Origin of the sequence: Nocardia sp. NPDC049737, assembly GCF_040674755.1 — a bacterium.
Classification (GTDB): Bacteria; Actinomycetota; Actinomycetes; order Mycobacteriales; family Mycobacteriaceae; genus Nocardia.
Genome location: NZ_JBFANH010000026.1, coordinates 38,460 through 57,046, shown reverse-complemented (window position 1 = coordinate 57,046; position 18,587 = coordinate 38,460). Strand labels below are relative to the sequence as shown.

At 65.1% G+C, this 18,587-nt stretch carries 16 protein-coding genes; 12 read left to right on the top strand and 4 right to left on the bottom strand.

The annotated features are described in order from the left end of the window. Window positions 1-1,830 (bottom strand): acyl-CoA dehydrogenase, encoded by a 1,830-nt coding sequence (locus AB0J47_RS30205; protein ID WP_364353550.1) that lies wholly within the window; start codon window positions 1,828-1,830, stop codon window positions 1-3. Window positions 1,831-2,185: 355 nt separating this feature from the next. On the opposite strand from AB0J47_RS30205, the gene urtA reads away from it, so the two are divergent. From urtA to AB0J47_RS30175, 6 genes are all read left to right on the top strand, one after another. Continuing rightward, window positions 2,186-3,466 carry an urea ABC transporter substrate-binding protein gene (gene urtA / locus AB0J47_RS30200; RefSeq protein WP_364353547.1) on the top strand — a complete coding sequence of 427 codons (1,281 nt, stop codon included), beginning with the start codon at window positions 2,186-2,188 and terminating at the stop codon, window positions 3,464-3,466. Window positions 3,467-3,534: 68 nt separating this feature from the next. Then, entirely contained in the window at window positions 3,535-4,419 is an 885-nt protein-coding gene (gene urtB, locus AB0J47_RS30195) for an urea ABC transporter permease subunit UrtB (protein ID WP_364353544.1), read from the top strand. Then, window positions 4,416-5,564, top strand: a complete 1,149-nt coding sequence (urtC, locus tag AB0J47_RS30190; protein WP_364353541.1) for an urea ABC transporter permease subunit UrtC — start codon at window positions 4,416-4,418, stop codon at window positions 5,562-5,564. Before urtB ends, urtC begins: the two co-directional genes overlap by 4 nt. Then, on the top strand, window positions 5,561-6,412 hold the full coding sequence (gene urtD, locus AB0J47_RS30185; RefSeq protein ID WP_364353538.1) for an urea ABC transporter ATP-binding protein UrtD: 852 nt from the start codon (window positions 5,561-5,563) through the stop codon (window positions 6,410-6,412). Before urtC ends, urtD begins: the two co-directional genes overlap by 4 nt. Continuing rightward, window positions 6,396-7,088 carry an urea ABC transporter ATP-binding subunit UrtE gene (urtE, locus tag AB0J47_RS30180; protein ID WP_364353535.1) on the top strand — a complete coding sequence of 231 codons (693 nt, stop codon included), beginning with the start codon at window positions 6,396-6,398 and terminating at the stop codon, window positions 7,086-7,088. Before urtD ends, urtE begins: the two co-directional genes overlap by 17 nt. A gap of 10 nt (window positions 7,089-7,098) precedes the next feature. Then, window positions 7,099-7,803 (top strand): GntR family transcriptional regulator, encoded by a 705-nt coding sequence (locus AB0J47_RS30175; RefSeq protein ID WP_364353533.1) that lies wholly within the window; start codon window positions 7,099-7,101, stop codon window positions 7,801-7,803. Between the two features lie 230 nt (window positions 7,804-8,033). Here the strand turns inward: AB0J47_RS30175 and AB0J47_RS30170 are convergent, their stop codons facing one another. Next, a complete protein-coding gene (locus tag AB0J47_RS30170; RefSeq protein ID WP_364353530.1) occupies window positions 8,034-8,873 on the bottom strand; it encodes a TetR/AcrR family transcriptional regulator in 840 nt (279 codons plus the stop codon). Between the two features lie 75 nt (window positions 8,874-8,948). Between AB0J47_RS30170 and AB0J47_RS30165 the strand changes: the two genes are divergently transcribed. Next, complete coding sequence (locus tag AB0J47_RS30165; protein WP_364353527.1) at window positions 8,949-10,181, top strand: MFS transporter; 1,233 nt, start codon at window positions 8,949-8,951, stop codon at window positions 10,179-10,181. A gap of 107 nt (window positions 10,182-10,288) precedes the next feature. Here AB0J47_RS30165 and ramB read toward each other — a convergent pair whose 3' ends face one another. Beyond that, window positions 10,289-11,695, bottom strand: a complete 1,407-nt coding sequence (gene ramB / locus AB0J47_RS30160; RefSeq protein ID WP_364353524.1) for an acetate metabolism transcriptional regulator RamB — start codon at window positions 11,693-11,695, stop codon at window positions 10,289-10,291. Between the two features lie 93 nt (window positions 11,696-11,788). Here ramB and AB0J47_RS30155 point away from each other — a divergent pair, with 93 nt between their 5' ends. The 5 genes from AB0J47_RS30155 to AB0J47_RS30135 all read left to right on the top strand — a co-directional run bounded on the left by AB0J47_RS30155 (window position 11,789) and on the right by AB0J47_RS30135 (window position 16,963). Further along, window positions 11,789-13,300 (top strand): ATP-dependent DNA ligase, encoded by a 1,512-nt coding sequence (locus tag AB0J47_RS30155; RefSeq protein ID WP_364353521.1) that lies wholly within the window; start codon window positions 11,789-11,791, stop codon window positions 13,298-13,300. Window positions 13,301-13,681: 381 nt separating this feature from the next. Next, on the top strand, window positions 13,682-14,938 hold the full coding sequence (locus tag AB0J47_RS30150) for a lipase family protein (RefSeq protein ID WP_364353518.1): 1,257 nt from the start codon (window positions 13,682-13,684) through the stop codon (window positions 14,936-14,938). 90 nt (window positions 14,939-15,028) lie between these two features. Next, window positions 15,029-16,300, top strand: a complete 1,272-nt coding sequence (locus AB0J47_RS30145) for an inorganic phosphate transporter (protein ID WP_364353515.1) — start codon at window positions 15,029-15,031, stop codon at window positions 16,298-16,300. Window positions 16,301-16,311: 11 nt separating this feature from the next. Further along, window positions 16,312-16,593, top strand: coding sequence for a hypothetical protein (locus AB0J47_RS30140; protein ID WP_364353512.1), 282 nt, complete (start codon window positions 16,312-16,314; stop codon window positions 16,591-16,593). A 13-nt stretch (window positions 16,594-16,606) separates the two neighbouring features. Further along, the gene (locus AB0J47_RS30135) at window positions 16,607-16,963 is read left to right on the top strand and encodes a DUF3349 domain-containing protein (protein WP_364353509.1); all 357 of its coding nucleotides are present in this window, start codon (window positions 16,607-16,609) and stop codon (window positions 16,961-16,963) included. Between the two features lie 177 nt (window positions 16,964-17,140). Here the strand turns inward: AB0J47_RS30135 and AB0J47_RS30130 are convergent, their stop codons facing one another. Next, window positions 17,141-18,556 carry a glycosyltransferase 87 family protein gene (locus tag AB0J47_RS30130; protein ID WP_364353506.1) on the bottom strand — a complete coding sequence of 472 codons (1,416 nt, stop codon included), beginning with the start codon at window positions 18,554-18,556 and terminating at the stop codon, window positions 17,141-17,143. Window positions 18,557-18,587 lie beyond the last annotated feature (31 nt).

Here is an 18,587-nt window from a genome sequence, read left to right as displayed (position 1 = left end):
TCAGAACGCGGCTTCGTCCAGCTCCATGATGTCGTTATCGATCGCGGCGATAATGTTCTTCACCGCGGTCAACTCCGGCAGTGCGTTCTTCGCGAAAAAGCTTGCGACGGCGACCTTTCCGGAATAGAACGCCCGATCCTTCGCCGGTGCCTCGGCGGCCAGCGCGGCGGCCGCGATCTCGGCCTGCACCAGCAGTCGCCAGGCGATGAGCAGATCGCCGACCGCGAGCAGGAAGCGCACCGAACCGAGTCCGACCTTGTACAGCTGCTTCGGATCCTGTTGGGACGCCATCAGATAGCCGGTCAGCGTGGCCGTCATCGCCTGCACATCCTCGACCGCGGTGGCCAGCAGCGCCCGCTCGGTCTCGAAGCGACTGGTCTCGGCCTCCAAGAAGGCGGCGATCTGCCCGTTGACGTGCGCGAGCGCCACACCCTTGTCCCGAATGATCTTGCGGAAGAAGAAGTCCTGCGCCTGGATCGCGGTGGTGCCCTCGTAGAGCGAGTCGATCTTCGCATCGCGGATGTACTGCTCGATCGGGTAATCCTGCAGATAGCCCGAACCGCCCAGTGTCTGCAGTGATTCGGTCAGGTACTGGTAGGCCCGCTCGGAACCGACCCCCTTCACGATCGGCAGCAGGAGATCGTCCACTCGGTGCGCCAATTCCGCGTCCGCGCCCGAAACCAGCTGTGCCACACCGGCATTCTGGTGAGCAGCGGTGTAAAGGTATACCGCGCGCAGACCTTCGGCGTAGGCCTTCTGCATTGCCAGCGAACGCCGCACATCCGGGTGGTGGGTGATGGGGACGCGCGGGGCGGCCTTATCGGTCATCTGGGTCAGGTCCGCCCCCTGCACGCGCTGTTTGGCATAGTCGAGCGCATTGAGGTATCCGGTGGACAGGGTGCCGGCGGACTTGATGCCGACCACCATGCGAGCGTTCTCGATCACCTGGAACATCTGCGCGATGCCGTTGTGCACCTCGCCGACCAGCCAGCCCTTGGCGGGCACATCGGTCGCACCGAAGGTCAGCTCACAGGTGGGCGAGGACTTCAGACCCATCTTGTGCTCGACACCGGTCACGTAGACGCCATTGCGGTCGCCCAACTCCAGCGTCTCGTGATCGAACAGAAATTTCGGCACGTAGAACAGCGACAGGCCCTTGGTGCCCGGACCGGCGCCTTCCGGACGAGCCAGTACCAGGTGGAAGACGTTCTCGGCGGTCTCGCCGACATCACCGCCGGAGATGAAGCGCTTGACGCCCTCGATATGCCAGGAGCCGTCCTCCTGCTTGACGGCCCTGGTGCGTCCCGCGCCGACATCGGAACCGGCATCGGGCTCGGTCAGCACCATGGTGCCCGCCCAGCCGCGGTCGTAACCCTTTGTGGCCCACTGCTTCTGCTGTTCGGTGCCGACATTGAACAGCACCGAGGACATCACCGGGCCCATATTGAAGAAGCTCGCCGCCGGATTGGCGCAGGTGAGCATCTCATTGACCGACCAGATCACCGCCGCGGGCGCCGGCGTGCCGCCCATTCCCTCCGGCATGCCGAGCCGACTCCAATCGGCCTCGTGCACGGCCTGGACGGTCTGGCGTAGCGGTTCGGGCACCGAAACCGAGTAGGTGGCCGGATCGTAGACCACCGGGTCGCGGTCGGCCGCTGCGAAGGATTCCGCCACCGGCCCCTCGGCGAGCCGCTTCACCTCGGCCAGGATCTCGCGCACGGTTTCCGAATCGAGATCGCCATAGGCACCCGTATCAAGGAGTTTGTCCAGTCCTAACACCTCGAACAGGTTGAACTCGATATCCCGAACGTTCGCCTTGTAGTGACCCACCGGTCCTCCTCGGACTCACGCCTCCACGGCCGGGCAGCCGCGGAATCGGCGTTTTGACGTTGTACAAAAAGAGCCTGCCGTACCGCTGTCTTGCTACGCAACCGTAGGCAGGGCGGCCTCCTCACAGCGGTTTGCCGACCGATTTCCGCAAACGTTCACACGGCGGAAACGTGCGCAATGGACTCGTCACCGAGAGATATTCCGGCGCAACAACTTCTGTCTAACGTTCGCACCACGAATACAGCCGCTGTATACAACCCGGTCTACAGCCGTGACCGGGGCAAAAGGCGGGCGTATTCGGCGCGGCGCACGCAGCGTCGCCGAATACCTGATGAAGTGAGAAGGGTGGTGCTCCATGCCAGAATCCCGTGATACCCGTCGATCGCGCTCACGCCGCGTCAGCAAGGCGCTGGTCGCGCCGACGGCCGTCGCACTCGCCGGACTGTTGCTGACCGGCTGCGGCGCCAAGGATGACGCCTCGGCCAGCGGCTCCAACGCCTCGTCCTGCGTCGATAGCTCCAAGGACTCGATCAAGATCGGCTCGCTGCACTCGCTGTCGGGCACCATGGCGATTTCCGAAGTCACCGTCGCCAATTCGACCAAGCTGGCCGTCGACCAGATCAATGCCGCGGGCGGTGTACTCGGCAAGAAGCTCGACCTGGTACTCGAGGACGGCGCCTCGGATCCGAAGACCTTCGCGGAGAAGGCCGAGAAGCTGATCAGCTCCGACTGTGTCGCGGCGGTATTCGGCGGCTGGACCTCGTCGAGCCGCAAGGCCATGAAGCCGAAGTTCGAGAGCCTGAACTCGCTGCTCTACTACCCGGTCCAGTACGAGGGCCTGGAGGACAGCAAGAACATCTTCTACACCGGCGCTACCACCAACCAGCAGATCCTGCCCGCGCTGGACTATCTGAAGCAGAAGGGCATCAAGTCCCTGTACCTGGTCGGCTCGGACTACGTCTTCCCGCAGACCGCCAACCGGGAGATCAAGGCCTACGCGGCCGCGAACGGCATCGAGATCAAGGGTGAGGACTACACGCCGCTCGGTTCCACCGACTTCTCCACCATTGTGAACAAGGTCCGTAATGCCAAGGCGGGCGCGGTATTCAACACCCTTAACGGCGACTCGAATGTGGCCTTCTTCCGTGAGTACACCAATGCGGGCCTGAAAGCCGCTGATATGCCGGTGGTTTCGGTATCCATCGCCGAGGAAGAGGTCGCCGGTATCGGCGCGCAGAATATCGCCGGACAGCTGACCGCGTGGAATTACTACCAGACCGTCGACACACCCGTTAACAAGAAGTTCGTCGCGGACTACAAGGCCGCATTCGGTGCCGACAAGCCGACCTCGGACCCGATGGAGGCTGCCTACGCCTCGGTCTTCCTGTGGAAGAACACCGTGGAAAAGGCGAAGTCGTTCAAGGTGGCCGATATTCAGGCCGCAGCCGACGGCGTGACCTTCGATGCCCCGGAGGGCCTGGTCACCGTCGACGGCTCCAACCACCACATCACCAAGACCGCCCGCATCGGCGAAATCCGCCCGGACGGCCTGATCTACACGGTGTGGGACTCGGGCAAGGCCGTGACGCCGGACCCGTACCTGACGTCCTACGAGTGGGCCAAGGGCCTCAAGTAGTCGACTGGCGCCGGGTGCGGGGTCTGTGAGGGGGCCCGCACCCGGCCGACCCCGTTAGGAATCCGAATATGGACGTGTTGATCGGCCAGCTCTTCACCGGGCTGAGTCTGGGATCCATTCTTCTGCTTGCGGCGCTGGGCCTTTCGCTGACCTTCGGTCAGATGGGCGTGATCAACATGGCGCACGGCGAATTCATCATGGCCGGGTGTTACACGACTTATGTTGTGCAGAAGGTCATCTCGTCGGCCGGGGTATCGCTGGTCGTTTCCTTGCTTGTCGGTTTCCTGGTCGGCGGCCTGCTCGGCGCGGCCCTGGAAATTGGTCTGATCCGGTGGATGTACGACCGGCCGCTGGATACCCTGCTCGTCACCTTCGGTGTGGGACTCGTGCTGCAACAGGCCGCGCGTGACATCTTCGGCGCGCCCGCCAAGAACGTACTCGCACCCGATTGGCTCAGCGGCGGTGTCACCATTCTCGGTGCGGTGGTGCCGAAGACCCGCATCTTCATTCTCGTGCTCGCGCTCGTCGCGGTGACCGCGCTGGCCACCGTGCTCAAGACCACCCCGCTGGGTCGGCGCATCCGCGCGGTCGTGCAGAACCGGGGTCTGGCCGAGACCAGCGGCGTCTCCAGCCGCGTCACCGACATCAGCACCTTCTTCATCGGCTCCGGCCTGGCCGGAGTCGCGGGCGTCGCGCTGACCCTGATCGGTTCGACCAGCCCGACCATCGGACAGAGCTATTTGATCGATGCCTTCCTGGTCGTCGTGATCGGCGGGCTCGGGCAGATCAAGGGCACCGTGATCGCGGCCTTCGCGCTCGGCCTGCTGAATTCGTATATCGAATACTCGACTACGGCCTCGATCGCGAAGGTGATCGTCTTCGTCATCATCGTCATTTTCCTGCAGGTTCGTCCGCAGGGGCTATTCACCGTTCGGACGAGGAGCCTGGCATGACCACACTCGGACAACGTTGGCGCGCATATCCTTCCGTGACCGCGTGGGGCGGCTTCATCGTCGCCGCGATTGTGTTGTTCGCGGTCGCGCCCGCAGTTCTCAGCGATTTCCGGCTCAACCTGCTGGCCAAATTCCTGTGCTTCGCGATTGTGGCGGCAGGCATCGGATTGGCTTGGGGCCGTGGTGGAATGCTGACGCTGGGGCAAGGAGTGTTCTTCGGCATCGGCGCATACATCATGGCGATGCATCTACAGATGGCCGATGCGGCCCGGCTGCACAACGAGGTTCCGGAGTTCATGGAGATCGCGGGTATTCGCGAATTACCCTCGTTCTGGCGGCCTTTCGCGTCGGCTCCGGTCGCCCTGATCGGCATTCTGGTGCTGCCGGCGCTGATCGCGGCGGCACTCGGTTACGGCGTATTCAAGCGCCGGGTCAAGGGCACGTATTTCGCGATCCTGAGTCAGGCCTTGGCCGCGGCGCTGGCGATTCTGCTGACCGGACAGCAGAAGATCGGCGGGTTCACCGGACTGTCGGACTTCCGCGCCTTCTTCGGCTTCAAGCTCTCGGATCCGGTCAACCGGCAGATGCTGTTCTTCATCGCGGCCGGCACCTTGCTGCTGGTGGTCGCCGCGGTGCGCCAGCTCATGCACAGCCGCTACGGCGAATTGCTCGTGGCCGTGCGTGATCAGGAGGAACGGGTGCGCTTCCTCGGCTACGATCCGGCCAATATCAAGATCGTGGCGTATGTCGTCGCGGCATTCTTCGCGGGCATCGCGGGTGCGCTGTTCACCCCGATCGTGGGCATCATCTCGCCCGCTGATATCGGTGTCGTTCCGTCCATCGCATTCATTATCGGTGTCGCGATCGGCGGTCGGACCACACTGCTCGGGCCGGTCCTCGGCGCGATCGGCGTCGCCTGGGCGCAGACGGCGCTCTCGGAGGAGTTCCCGTCCAGCTGGACCTATCTGCAAGGCGTGCTGTTCATCGTGGTCGTAGGGTTCATCCCGGCGGGGCTGGCGGGGCTGTGGCCGATGTTGAAGGGGTTGCTGGACAGTAAGTTTCCCAAGACTGCCGCACCTGCTCCGGCGGTGGTCGATGAACCGCTGCCCGAAGTCGTGACCGAGGAGAAGGTGGAATCCCGATGAGCGCACACGACCCGAAGCCGGGCGGCAATGCGGGTATGTCGAGCGAGTACCTCGAAATCCGCGGTCTCTCGGTGAGTTTCGACGGTTTCCACGCCGTTTCAGATGTGGATCTCACTGTGCTGCAGGGTGATCTGCGGTTCTTGATCGGACCCAATGGTGCGGGAAAGACCACGCTCATCGATGCGATCACCGGCCTGGTGCCCGCTACCGGATCGGTACAGAAGTCCGGTGTCGAATTCCTCGGCAAGAAGGTGCACCAGATCGCCCGACTCGGCATCGGCCGAACCTTCCAGACGGCGAGCGTTTTCGAGCAACTCAGTGTGCTGCAGAATCTCGATATCGCGGCGGGTGCGGGGCGTTCGGCGCTGACGCTGTTGCGCCGTCGAAAGTCGGTCTTGCCGAGTATCGAAGAGGCGCTGGAGATCACCGGCCTGGGCGAGCTGCGCGATAAGCCCGCCGGTGTGCTGGCGCACGGGCAGAAGCAGTGGCTGGAAATCGGCATGCTGCTGGTGCAGAACGCCTCGGTGCTGCTGCTCGACGAACCGGTTGCGGGTATGAGCGCCGAAGAGCGCGAGGAGACCGGAAATCTGTTGCGGCGCATCGGCGGTGAACGCATCGTCCTGGTGGTCGAGCACGATATGGATTTCATGCGGTCCTTCGCGACCTCTGTCACCGTGCTGGCCGCGGGCAAGATACTCAGTGAGGGCACCGTCGAACAGGTGCAGGCCGATCCGAAGGTGCAGCAGGTCTACCTCGGCACCGCCGCTGCTATCGGCACCGAACTCGAAGATGCGCGGACCGCGCAGGAACTGACCGCGAAGGAGTCCGCCGATGCTCGAGCTCATTGATATCCATTCGGGTTACGGCCGGACCGAGGTGATCCACGGCGTCTCGATCACCGTCGCCGACGACAGCGTGGTGGCGATCATGGGGCACAACGGCGCGGGCAAGACCACGCTGCTGCGCACGGCCGTCGGTCTGATCGGCACCAGATCCGGACAGATCAACTTCAACGGTGAGGCGATTACCAAGATGTCGCCGTCACGTCGGGTCAAACGCGGTATCGCATATGTGCCGCAGGGACAGCAGAGCTTCCCGCAGCTGACCACCGCCGAGAACCTGCAGGTCGTCGCCGACGGCCGAAAACGCGGTAAGGCCTTGATCGACGAATCGCTCGACCTGTTTCCGGCACTGCGCGAACTGCTGAATCGCAAGGCGGGCCTGCTGTCCGGCGGGCAGCGCCAGCAATTGGCGATCGCCAGGGCGCTGATCACCGAGCCGAAGCTGCTGATTCTCGACGAGCCGACCGAGGGCATCCAACCGTCCGTGGTCGCCGAAATCGAGCGCACGATAATCGATTTGACCGGTCGCGGCGGACTCAGCGTGCTGCTGGTGGAACAGCACATCGGCTTCGCACTGCAAGCGGCGCAACGCTATTACGTCCTGCAGTCCGGCCGCGTGAGCTCCACCGGCGAAGGCGGAGCGGCCGCGGAGGCCTCGGTTCGCTCGGCGATGGCGATCTGAGCTGGCCGCCATGACGCGCAGGGGGCGGGTTCCGCTCAGCGAGCGGGTTTACGAATCGCTGCGGCGGGACCTGGCCACAGGGGCGATCGTGCCCACCGAACGGCTCGGCGAGGAACGCCTGGCCGAGATCTACGGGGTTTCGCGCACCCCCGTGCGGGAAGCGCTCGCCCGGCTGCAGGCCGATGGATTGGTGCAGCGGCATGCCGATGGGCTGTATCCGTATCGACCGCGATTGGAGGAGCTGGGCAATCTCTACGAGCTACGAATTGTGTTGGAGACCAGGGGAATTCAGCGCGTCATCGGTATCGTCGGCGAACCAGCACCGGTGCACGACTCGTCGCTGGTGCGTGCGGAACTCGATATCTGGCGCGGATTTCGCGACGATCCGCCCGAGCCGGGACCGGCGCTGGTCGCCGCGGACGAACAGTTCCACACGAGTCTGCTCGCGGCGGCGGGCAATGCGGCGCTGGCGGACGCACTGACCGGCGTGTACGTCCGGGTTCGCCCGGTACGCACCCTGGACCTGCCGACGCCGGAGCGGATCACCACCATGACCGCCGAGCACATCGCGATCGCCGAACACCTGCTCGCCGGTGATCCGAGTGCCGCGCTGCGCACCCTCACCGCACACATCCGAAGCTCGCGAACGCACGTACTCGCGCGTGCCCAGCAGGCGATCGAGTTCACGAAACTCTCACGTGCGGTGCGGGATTGACTCTTCGGTCAGCAAGTATTTCACGATCAGCGCGAGCGGAATCGTGTAGTGCGACCGCGACATGAGGCCGCCGATGGTCACGGCGGGGTCGCCGAAGTCGGGTTGAGGTGTTCGCCACGATCGCGATCGAAACCCACAGCGCGGTCCAGGCGACCATCCCGTACACCAGTGCTAGGAGAGTGGCTTTGCAGCCGAGTTGTCGCAGGTATGGCCAGATCGGCGAAATGCAATCAGTCGGCTAGAAGCTTCAGGACGACAGGGCGGGACAGGGTGCCCGAGACCTGGCGGGCGAGTTGGTTGGCGCTGGTGCCATCGGCGTGGGCGTCGCGCAGGGCGGCGGCGAGTTCGTTGCGGGCCGCATCGGCGGCGGCCTGGGCCGCGCGTAGCCGTTGGGCCGCGCGGTCTACGGGATCGACGCCCGTGGCAGCGCCGTCAACCCCGCTGTTCGATTCGGTGGTCAACTCATTGACCGGCTCGCGGTGCGGGACCGACTTATCCGTTCGCATCGCTGCCCTGGCGAACTCCATCATGAATTCGCGGGTCGCACCCTGATTCTCGGCATCCGCGCCGAGCAGCAGGCGGGTGGTCTGCGGGACCGCGAGGCTCCAGTTGGACAGTCCGCACAGTGCGAGCAGCAGTCGGCCCGCGTGGCTGGCGTCGACATCGAACTGCTCTTTGGCTCGATCGAATTTCCGCAGGTAGTGCTGGGCGCGCCAGCCGTCGATATCGTGCGCGTCGGTGCCGCGGTGCAGCCCCTCCCAGAGCAAAAGCCTTAGCAGTTGCGGATTTGCGCGGTGATAGTCGAACAGCTTGCCCACATACTCACCGGGTTCGGTCTCGGCCAGGGGTTGGACCACATCCATGAATTCGCGCATGGTGTCGATCAGGATGACGTCGAAAAGTTTGTCCTTGCTGCCGAACAGGCCGTAGATGCGCTCCTTGTTCACCCCGGCCGCCTCGGCGATCCGGTCCACCCGCGCGCCGGCCAGGCCGTATTCGGCGAATTCGTCGCGCGCGGCACGCAGCAGGGCCTGCTTGGTCGCGTCACTGCGTTTCATCGTGACCGTCATGACCGCGACTTTACCATTTCATTAAACCAACTATTTGGTTGACAACTGCCAGGCAATGGGCCTAACTTCGTCCACATGGCAACGCCGACTCTTCAGCTTCCGGCCGGTATCCCGGCTCGGGCACGTACTCGCAGCGCGTCACCACGCGCGCACACCGGGCGTACCCTCCCTGTTTTCGTCCTGTCCGCTCTGCTGGCCACCGGCCAGATGTACATCCCGATCCCCCTGTTTACGGCCATGAAGGCCGACTGGAATGTGGGTGCGGGCGTAATGACCTGGATCATCAGCGCCTTCGCCTTCGGTTATGCGGGTGGCTTCGTGCTGTTCGGCCCGCTGTCGGATCGCTACGGCCACCGCCGGGTACTGGTCACCGGCATGATCACCGCTGCGGTGGTCACACTGTTGACCGGTTTATCGTTCAGTGCGCCGATCGCGGTTGGACTGCGCGTCGCGCAGGGACTTGTTGTCGGTTCGATACCGCCCGCGATCATGGCCTATATCGCCACCCGCATCGCGCCGGCGCATCGTGCGGTGGTCACCATGTCGGTGGCCACCTCTTTCCTGGCCGCGACGGTGCTGGCGCAGATCGCCTCGCAGGCCGTCGTCGCCGCGTTCCCGTGGCGCACCATGTTCATCGGTTCGTCGGTCGTGTTCGTAGCGCTCGCATTCGTGCTGCGTGCGGTCATGCTCGATGACGCTCCCACCGGCCGCGACAAGCCACTCGTGCACAGCTACGCCGCGATTCCGGCGGTGCTGCGCATCAAGGCGCTGCTGCCGATGCTGGCCGCGGGCGCGCTGGCCATGGCGGTAATGGTCGGTGTGTACACCGGCATCGAAATCACTGGATTGGTCAGGAGTTCCGGTGAGCTGCTCGCACTGCGTGCGGGTGCGCTGCCGGTGATGTTCGCACTGCCGCTGTTGGCCATCCCGCTCTCGCGCCTGACCAAGCCGGGCCAGATGGTGCTGGGCGTGTTGGTCGCAGCGACCGCCATGGTGATCGCCACTTTCGAAGGCACCCACCTCGCGGTCCTGACCATCCTGCTCGCCGTGCTGGTCGGCGGGCTCGGCGTCATCGCGCCCGCGGTCTTGCAGACGGCGGGGGAGCTGGGCGGTGAGGCTCGCGCCGCCGCATCCTCGGTCGCCATGTTCAGCTTCTACGTCGGTGCCACCGCCGGACCGCTGGTGGCCGCGGCCGCCGCGCCACACGGCTTTTCGGTGCTGGCGTGGACCCTGGCCATCCTGCTGGTCGCGGCGCTCGGCCTAACTCTGTTCGGGGTACGGATCCAGCGTTCGTCGCTGCCTGCTTAGTCGAATGCGCTCGGCCGACATCGGATTCGCCGATGTCGGCCGAGCGCGTTCGGACGCAACTGAATTTCAGACTGCGAGGGTTCCCATGCCGCGTAGGCGGCACCGTCTCACTTGAGGACGTACGGGGAAACCGAGCTTCGATGCTCGCTGATATCAAGGACTTTGCCCAGCGGGGGAAAGGCGCGCTGCGGGCAGTTGGCGCGTTCGCAGACTCGGCAGCCCGCACCGATCGGCGTGGCCTTCGCCTCGTCGAGATCGATGCCGTCGGCGTAGACGACGCGACCGGCGTGGCGCAGCTCGCAACCCAGACCGATCGCAAAGGTCTTGCTGGCCTGGCCATATCGGGTCGCGCGGCGTTCGACGGTGCGGGCGACCCACAGGTATTTGCGACCGTCGGGCATCTGGGCGATCTGCGTCATGATCTTGCCTGGATAGGCGAAGGTCTCGTAGACATTCCACAGCGGACAGGTGCCACCGCTCGAAGAGAAGTGGAAACCGGTGGCGGATTGGCGTTTCGACATATTGCCCGCGCGGTCCACGCGCACGAAGGAGAACGGTACGCCGCGCAGCTTGGGCCGCTGCAGAGTTGAGAGGCGATGGCAGATCGTCTCATAACTCTGGGTGAAGAAGGCCGACAGCCGCTCGATGTCGTAGCGGAAATCCTCGGCGACCTCGTGAAAGTGCGTGTAGGGCAATACGGTTGCCGCGGCGAAGTAATTCGCCAGGCCGAGCATGGCTAGCTTGCGGGTGTCCTCGGCGGCGAAATTGCCTTCCTCCACCAGTTTTTCGAGCAGATCACCGCATTCGAAGTAGGCGAGCTCGGCGGCGAGTTTGAAGGTGCGCTGTCCGCCGGACAGATGTGGCGCGATCTCGAGCCGCTGGGTCTGCGGGTCGTAACGGTGTAATACGCCCTCGCCGAGATCGATACGCTCGACAATGTTCACATCGTGTGCGCGCAACAGGCGGGCGATCTCGCTGTTCACATCCCCGCCGTGGAAGCGGATACGGGCGGTGAGTTCCTCTGCGGCGGTATCCAATTCGTGGATGTAGTTCTGCCGCTGGTAGAAGAAGTCGCGTACTTCCTCGTGCGGTTTGCTGATGGCCGCGCTGCCGGAGCCGTCGGCGAAGCGGTCCTCGGTGGCGGCGGCCAGCTGCGCGGAGGTATTGCGGTACCGGTTGTGCATATTGACCAGGGCCCGCGCCATGCTCGGATGCGCGGAGACCATATCCGCGATCTCCTGGGTATCGGCCTCGATGCCGAGCTCCTGGTCCATTACGACCTCTTGGAGTTCGGCAATGAGACGGGTGTCGTCCTGGGAAGAGAAAAACGTCGCGTCGACGCCGAACACTTCGCTGATCCGCAGCAGTACCGGTACGGTGAGCGGGCGCACATCGTGTTCGATCTGGTTGAGGTAACTCGCCGAGATCTCCAGCTTCTGGGCGAGTGAGACCTGGCTCAGTCCTCGCTCGGTCCGCAGCTGACGAAGCCGCGCCCCGACGTAAGTCTTGGCCATATGTCCAGTTTATGGGCGAATTCGCAAACCTGCCAATGGGTAATTAGCAGCAGAGCTGAGCGATATGTCACAGGGGCCGGTTACCGTCGAGTGATGCTGTTCTCGGATGTCGTGCAGGCCTCGGAGACCGTCCGGGCGACCCGGTCTCGGAAGACGAAGATCGCGACCCTGGCCGCGCTATTGTCCGCGGCCGCCCCGGATGAGCTGGAGCCGGTGGTCGCGTGGGTTTCCGGCGAACTACGGCAGGGGCGCATCGGCACCGGCTGGCGCACCTTGACCGCACTCGAATGCGAGCCGAGTGAGCTTGCGACGCTGACGGTTTCGTCGGTGGATAACATGCTCAGCGAATTGGCCACCACCTCCGGCCCCGGCTCCACGAACCGGCGCAGGGAATTGCTGCGCGGATTGTGGACCGCCGCGACCGCCGACCAGCAGGCCTTCCTGATGCGCCTGCTCGGCGGCGAGTTGCGTCAGGGTGCGCTCACCGCGATCGTCGCCGAGGCTGTCGCGGTGGCCGCCGCCGTGCCGATCGAGCTGGTCCGGCGGGCGTACATGCTGTCCGGCCAGCTGCCGGTCACGGCTGTCGCCGCGCTGACCGGCGGGGCCGAGGCGCTGAGCGAATTCCGGCTCGAGGTCGGCCGCCCGATCCAGCCCATGCTCGCCTCGCCCGGTGCGACGCTGGACGAGGCAATGACCGAATTCGGCGAAGAGGTAAGTGTCGAACACAAACTGGACGGCGCGCGCATCCAGGTGCACCGCGAGGGGTCGCGGGTGTGGGTATTCACCAGGACGCTGCGCGATATCACCGCCGGTGTGCCGGAACTGGTCGATCTGGTCGCCAAGCTCGACTGCACGAGTGTGGTGCTGGACGGAGAAACGTTGGCGCTCAACGATTCCGGACGGCCGCGTCCGTTCCAGGAGACGATGAGCCGCTTCGCCGAGATCAGCTCGACCAGGGACTTGCTGCTGCACCCGTACTTCTTCGACTGTCTGCATCTCAACGGCGAGGATCTGCTCGACGCCCCACTGCACAAGCGCCGCACGGCGCTGACCAGTGTGGCGGCCGCGCACAGCATCCCGGCCCTTATCCGACCCGACGCCGAGGCGGCCGCGGAGTACTTCGACGGCGCGCTGGCCGCCGGACACGAGGGCGTGATGGTCAAGTCGTTGATCGCACCGTATGCCGCGGGCCGCCGCGGCCGGTCCTGGCAGAAGATCAAGCCGACGCACACCCTCGACCTACTGGTGCTCGGCGCGGAATGGGGTTACGGCCGGCGCACCGGATATCTGTCGAATCTGCACCTCGGCGCGCGCGATCCGGAAACCGGGGATCCGGTAATGGTAGGCAAGACCTTCAAGGGCCTCACCGATGCGCTACTGCAGTGGCAGACCGCGGAATTCCCGCGGCACGAGCGCGCCCGCGACGAGCACACCGTCTACCTCTGGCCGGAACTCGTGGTGGAGATCGCCCTCGACGGTGTCCAGGTGAGTTCGCGCTATCCGGGCGGCGTCGCACTGCGCTTCGCCCGGGTCGTGCGCTATCGACCGGATAAATCCGCCGCCGATGTCGACACCATCGAAACGGTTCGTGCGCTGCTGCCGTGAACGAGTCGGCTCCGTAGCCGCCCGTCCGCCGAGTTGCCGGATCCGAACTCGGGCGGATTGTGTGGCTGCCGAGCACCATCGCGTCGAGCGCAGTCGAAACGTGGTGTCGGACGGCGCGACGAGCGGCGTTTCGACTGCGCTCGGCGCGCAGCCGGAGCTGATAGCGAAGCAACCTCTCTGGGCGGGGCACCGATGGTTGTTCGGTCGAGTGTCCGCCGCCAACAGAATTGTTATGCCGACCGTGCCGTCCGGTTCCCGGTGTTCGAGCTGGTCATAGGCCAGACTGGCTCCGGTTCAGTCCGGTACACGCGCGGAAACGGGGACTCGGCGTTGCTCGGTACAGCACGAAAACGAGAGACGGGGTCGCCCATCGGTCGGCCGATGCGGAAGGTGGCGTTGCTCGGTGCGGTGACCTGTATCGGGGTGGTAGCGGCGGTCGGTATGGCGGCGCCGGGAACGGCTGCGGCGGACCCGAATCCGACGGCCGATTTCCTGCATCCCGCGCGTGATCCCGCCTCGGTCATGCCTACCCCGCTGGATGACCCGTTCTACACACCGCCGCGGGGTTTCGAAAACCTACGTCCGGGCGCGGTGGTCGCGGCCCGTGTCGTCGATATCGGGTTGGAGCCGACGCCGGTCACCGCCACTGAACTGCTGATCCGATCGACCGATGCGAAGGGCCGTCCGGTGCCGGTGGTGGCCACCTTGCTCGTGCCATCGACACCGTGGCAGGGTTCGGGACCCCGCCCGCTCGTCGCCGACAATGTGCCGATCGATTCACTCGGCAACCTCTGTGCGCCGTCGCAGCAGCTCAAGATGGGGCTAGCGGCCGGTCTCCGCTCGGTGCAGGTGCCGCTGTCGAAGAACTACGCGGTGATCGTGCCCGATCACCAGGGCCCGCGACAGGCATATGCGGCTGGTCGCATGGCCGGACATGCCGTGCTGGACGCGATACGCGCCGCCGTACAGACGCCCGAGTTGGGGCTCTCGCCCGATGCGCCCACTATCGTGTCCGGGTACTCCGGCGGTGCGATTGCCTCGGGCTGGGCGGCGCAACTCGCACCGGCATACGCGGGCGAGCTGAATCTCGTCGGTGCGGTGGTCGGTGGCGTGCCCGCCGACTTCGGCATGCTGATCGACACGATGAACGGCGCCAATGCCGCCACCGGTGTTTTCCTGGCCGCAACCCTCGGGCTGGCCAGGGAGTATCCGGAGATGATGGCGCTGTTCAACGACAACGGTTGGCGGCTATCGCATTTCGCGAAGGATCTCTGCTTTCTGGACGCCGCGTTGCTCGGTGCGCTCGCGCCGATACCCGCGGAAACACTCACCGACGTGCCGCACCCGACGAAGCTGCCGATGATCAGGGAGATCCTGGCCGAGAACCGCCTCGGCACCGCCGCACCGCGAGTGCCGGTCTTCCTGTATCACGGCATCAACGAGTTCTGGCTGCCATTCGCCGGGGCCGAGCACCTCTACGACGACTGGTGCCGGTTGGGGGTTCCGGTGCGCTTCGAGGCCTACCCCGGCGAGCATCTGATCGTCGGCAATGTCGGGGCTCGGGCCGCCGATTCCTGGATCGATCAACGCTTCGCGGGTGCGCCCGCTCCGGTCGGCTGCTCGAAGATCAACAGGTAGAGCGCAGATTCACGGTAACCGATCGGAAATGTGTCCCGACAAGCGGCAACCGCATGGCAATCCGGATCGCGAGTGCCGCACACTGGAGGGGTGACCGCGGACCTCTTGGTACTCCTTATCGTCATCGTCACGGCACTCGCATTCGATTTCACCAACGGCTTCCACGACACCGCCAATGCCATGGCGACCTCGATCGCCACCGGCGCACTGCGGCCACGGATCGCCGTCGCGGTATCCGCGGTCCTGAATCTGCTCGGCGCATTCCTGTCGGTCGCGGTCGCCGCGACGGTGGCCAAGGGCATCGTCCGGCTCGACGCCGTGCAGGGCGAGGCGCTGCTCATCATCGTGTTCGCTGGTCTGGTCGGCGGCATTCTGTGGAATCTGCTGACCTGGCTGTTCGGCCTGCCGTCGAGTTCCTCGCACGCATTGTTCGGCGGCCTGATCGGCGCCACCATCGCCGCACTCGGTTGGGGCGGGGTGATCTGGGCGCACGGCGCGGACGGCGTGCTGACCAAGATCGTGTTGCCCGCCCTGCTCGCGCCGATCGTGGCCGCGCTGGTCTCCGCCATCGGCACCTGGGGCGTCTACCGGATTACCGGTCGGGCCGATCCCGACAAAGTGAACGAGGGCTTCCGCTGGGGCCAGATCGGGTCGGCGTCGCTGGTCTCGTTGGCGCACGGCACCAATGACGCGCAGAAGACCATGGGCGTGATCTTCCTGGCACTGGTCGCGCACGGCACCTTGACCAAGAACGACGAAATGCCGCTGTGGGTAATGGCGGCCTGTGCCGTCGCCATCGCGGCGGGCACCTACCTCGGCGGCTGGCGGATCATCCGCACCCTCGGCAAGGGCCTGGTCGAGATCGACTCACCGCAGGGGCTGACCGCCGAATCCTCTTCCGCCGCCATCATCCTCACCTCGGCCCATTTCGGGCTTCCGCTCTCGACCACACAGACCGCGACCGGATCCATTCTCGGCACCGGGCTCGGCAAGGGGGTGGAGGTGCGCTGGGGTGTGATGGGCCGGATGACGGTCGCCTGGCTGTTGACGCTGCCGCTGGCAGGTGTGGCCGGTGCGCTCTGCTGGGCCATCGCGCATTTCATCGGCGGATTGCCCGGTGTGCTGGTGGTATTCGCGCTGCTGATCGCGCTGTCGTTGGTGATGTATCTGCGGTCGCGGCGGGATCCGGTGGACACCACCAATGTCAATGAGTGGCCGGGCGACACGCCGGACTCCGACGCCGAGGTTGCGAAGAACACCGCGCCGGTCGCAGAGGACGGGCTCGCGCCGCCCGACGGATCGCCCGCGCCGGGACCTAATGCGCCCGCGCCGGGACCCAATAGTCGTTCGGCCCAGGTCTGAGGAGTCACATCGTGCACACACTCGTCACGAATCTGAACGCGCTATGGAAGGTGACCGTCGCGGGTCTGCTGCTCGGCGCCGGACTGCCGATCGTCTTCGCCGTCGGGGTGCGGCTCTGGTCGGTCGCCGATACTGTGCCCGCGGAAGGTGGCGCCGCCCAGCGCAATTACCCGGCACTGGTTGGGGCCTACGCCTGCTTCGCGTTGATCCTGGCCGCGATTGTCACCGGAATTCTGTACACCGCGAAGGCCTTCCTGGCCGCTCAATTCGGTATTCATCTGTTCGGAGCATGAGGAGGGCGAAATCGTGACTGATCCAGCGAAATCCGCTCAGGTCCGGCCGAATCTGCTCGGCCGGGTGATCGGCTGGTTGCGCGCCGGTTATCCACAGGGGATTCCGCGGTCGGACTATGTGGCCCTGTTCGCGGTGCTGCACCGCCATCTGACCGATTACGAGGTGGTGGCGATCGCCGAGGAGTTGGTTGACTCCAATCCGGACAGCGAGATCAGCCACGCCGATATCGAGGCGGCGATCGCGCGGATGGCGAAGGAGCAGCCGGACGCGCACGATATCGCCAGGGTCGCTTCACATCTGGCGGCGGGCGGCTGGCCGTTGGCGACCCCACTGACCGATCCCGAATCTGCCGATCCAACGGCCGGCTAGCGCACGGCCGATCGAGTTCCGTCGGGTGCGAGCGGCAGCGGCTGGCCTAGCCGTCCGGCGGCAGCGCGGTCTGATCGGTTCCCAGACGATTCACAGCTGGATTGCCGGCATTCTCGAGGTGATCGGAGCAGGATGATCGGTGTCGGCGAACGAGAAGCGGCTTCCAGCAATGGGGCCTTACCCCACGGCTTCCAATTCGCTCGACCCCGGCGGTTCACTGCTCGGACCGTCTTCCCGCCGACCGGCGGCGCCCACCCCTCGCTCGCGCCGCCGGTCCGCGAACTCCTCGTCGGGCAGCTGCGCAGCGGTCGGCCGGAGCGGAATCAGCCAGACGATCGCGGCGATCAGCGCGATGGTGGCGAGCAGGGTATACGAATCACCGAGCAGGAATTGCCATAGTGTCCAACGGAATTCGCGGCCCTCGGTCTGCGGTACCTGCCAGATCAGCCCCTGCGGCAGCAGCGGCAGCTCCGGATCCCATGCGCCGAACCGGTCGGACCGCAGCGGCCAGGCGAATACGAACAGATAGATGAGCGTGGGTACGGCGATCCGGACGGCGAGCGGACGGTGGCGCAGCACATGGATTACCCACAACAGGGCGGGGGCGATCCACACCCAGTAGTGGGTCCAGGAAATCGGCGAGACCAGCAGCATTACCGTGGCCGCGAGCAGTGCGCCCAACAATTCGTCACCGCGCAAGTGGGCGATCCGCGCCGCCGCCATTCCGGCCAGCGCGAGCAGTCCGGCGCAGACGAACGAGGATGTGGTGTCGTTCCAGGTCGACCATTCCAGGCGGCCGAACATGCCGTTGATCGACTGATTCTGCACATAGGCGAAGCCGATGCGGTTCTGCGAGGTCGTGGTCGTGGTCCAGAACTGCAGCGCTTGGGTCGGCCGGTACCAGAAGCCGATCGCCACCGTGGCGCCGAAGGTCGCGGCGGCCGTCGCGGCGGCCCGGAACTGGCGGGTGATGAGCAGATAGACGATGAAGACCGCCGGGGTCAGCTTCAGTCCGGTCGCGATGCCGATGAGGATGCCCCGATATCGGCTCTGCTCGGGCATGGCGAGATCCGCCAGGACCAAGGCCATGAGGATCGCGCTGAGCTGACCGAACCGGAACGTCTGCTGGACAGGTTCCAACCAGATCGCGGCGCCGGTGACGGCGATGCTCAATGCCAGCAAACCGGTTCCACGGCGGATTCGCTGAAGTCTGGCGGCGCTCCAGACGCTCACGAACAGTGACACCATGGTGAGCACCGTGACGCCGGTCCCGATGTAGTTGATCGGGAATCGCGACAGTTCGGCACAGATCCACGCGGCGAAGACGGGATACAGGAAGGGCAGGCCGAGCGGTCCGCGGCCGTCGTACAGCAGTGCGGGATGAGTCGCCGCGGCCGCACCGCCCCACATATAGACCTGGAGATCGACTTGGTGCCAGTACATCTGCCAGTTGGGCCGCAGAAATAGCAGCCAGGCGCCGATGGACAGGGAGGCGAATACTATTGCGGCACTGAGCGTTGATTTGTGCGAGACCTTGGGCTGCGTCCCCACACCGGCAGCGCGCTGTTCTCCTGTTTGCAGGATGACAGCCATGGAGTTGTTATTCCTTCATCAGGTGATACAG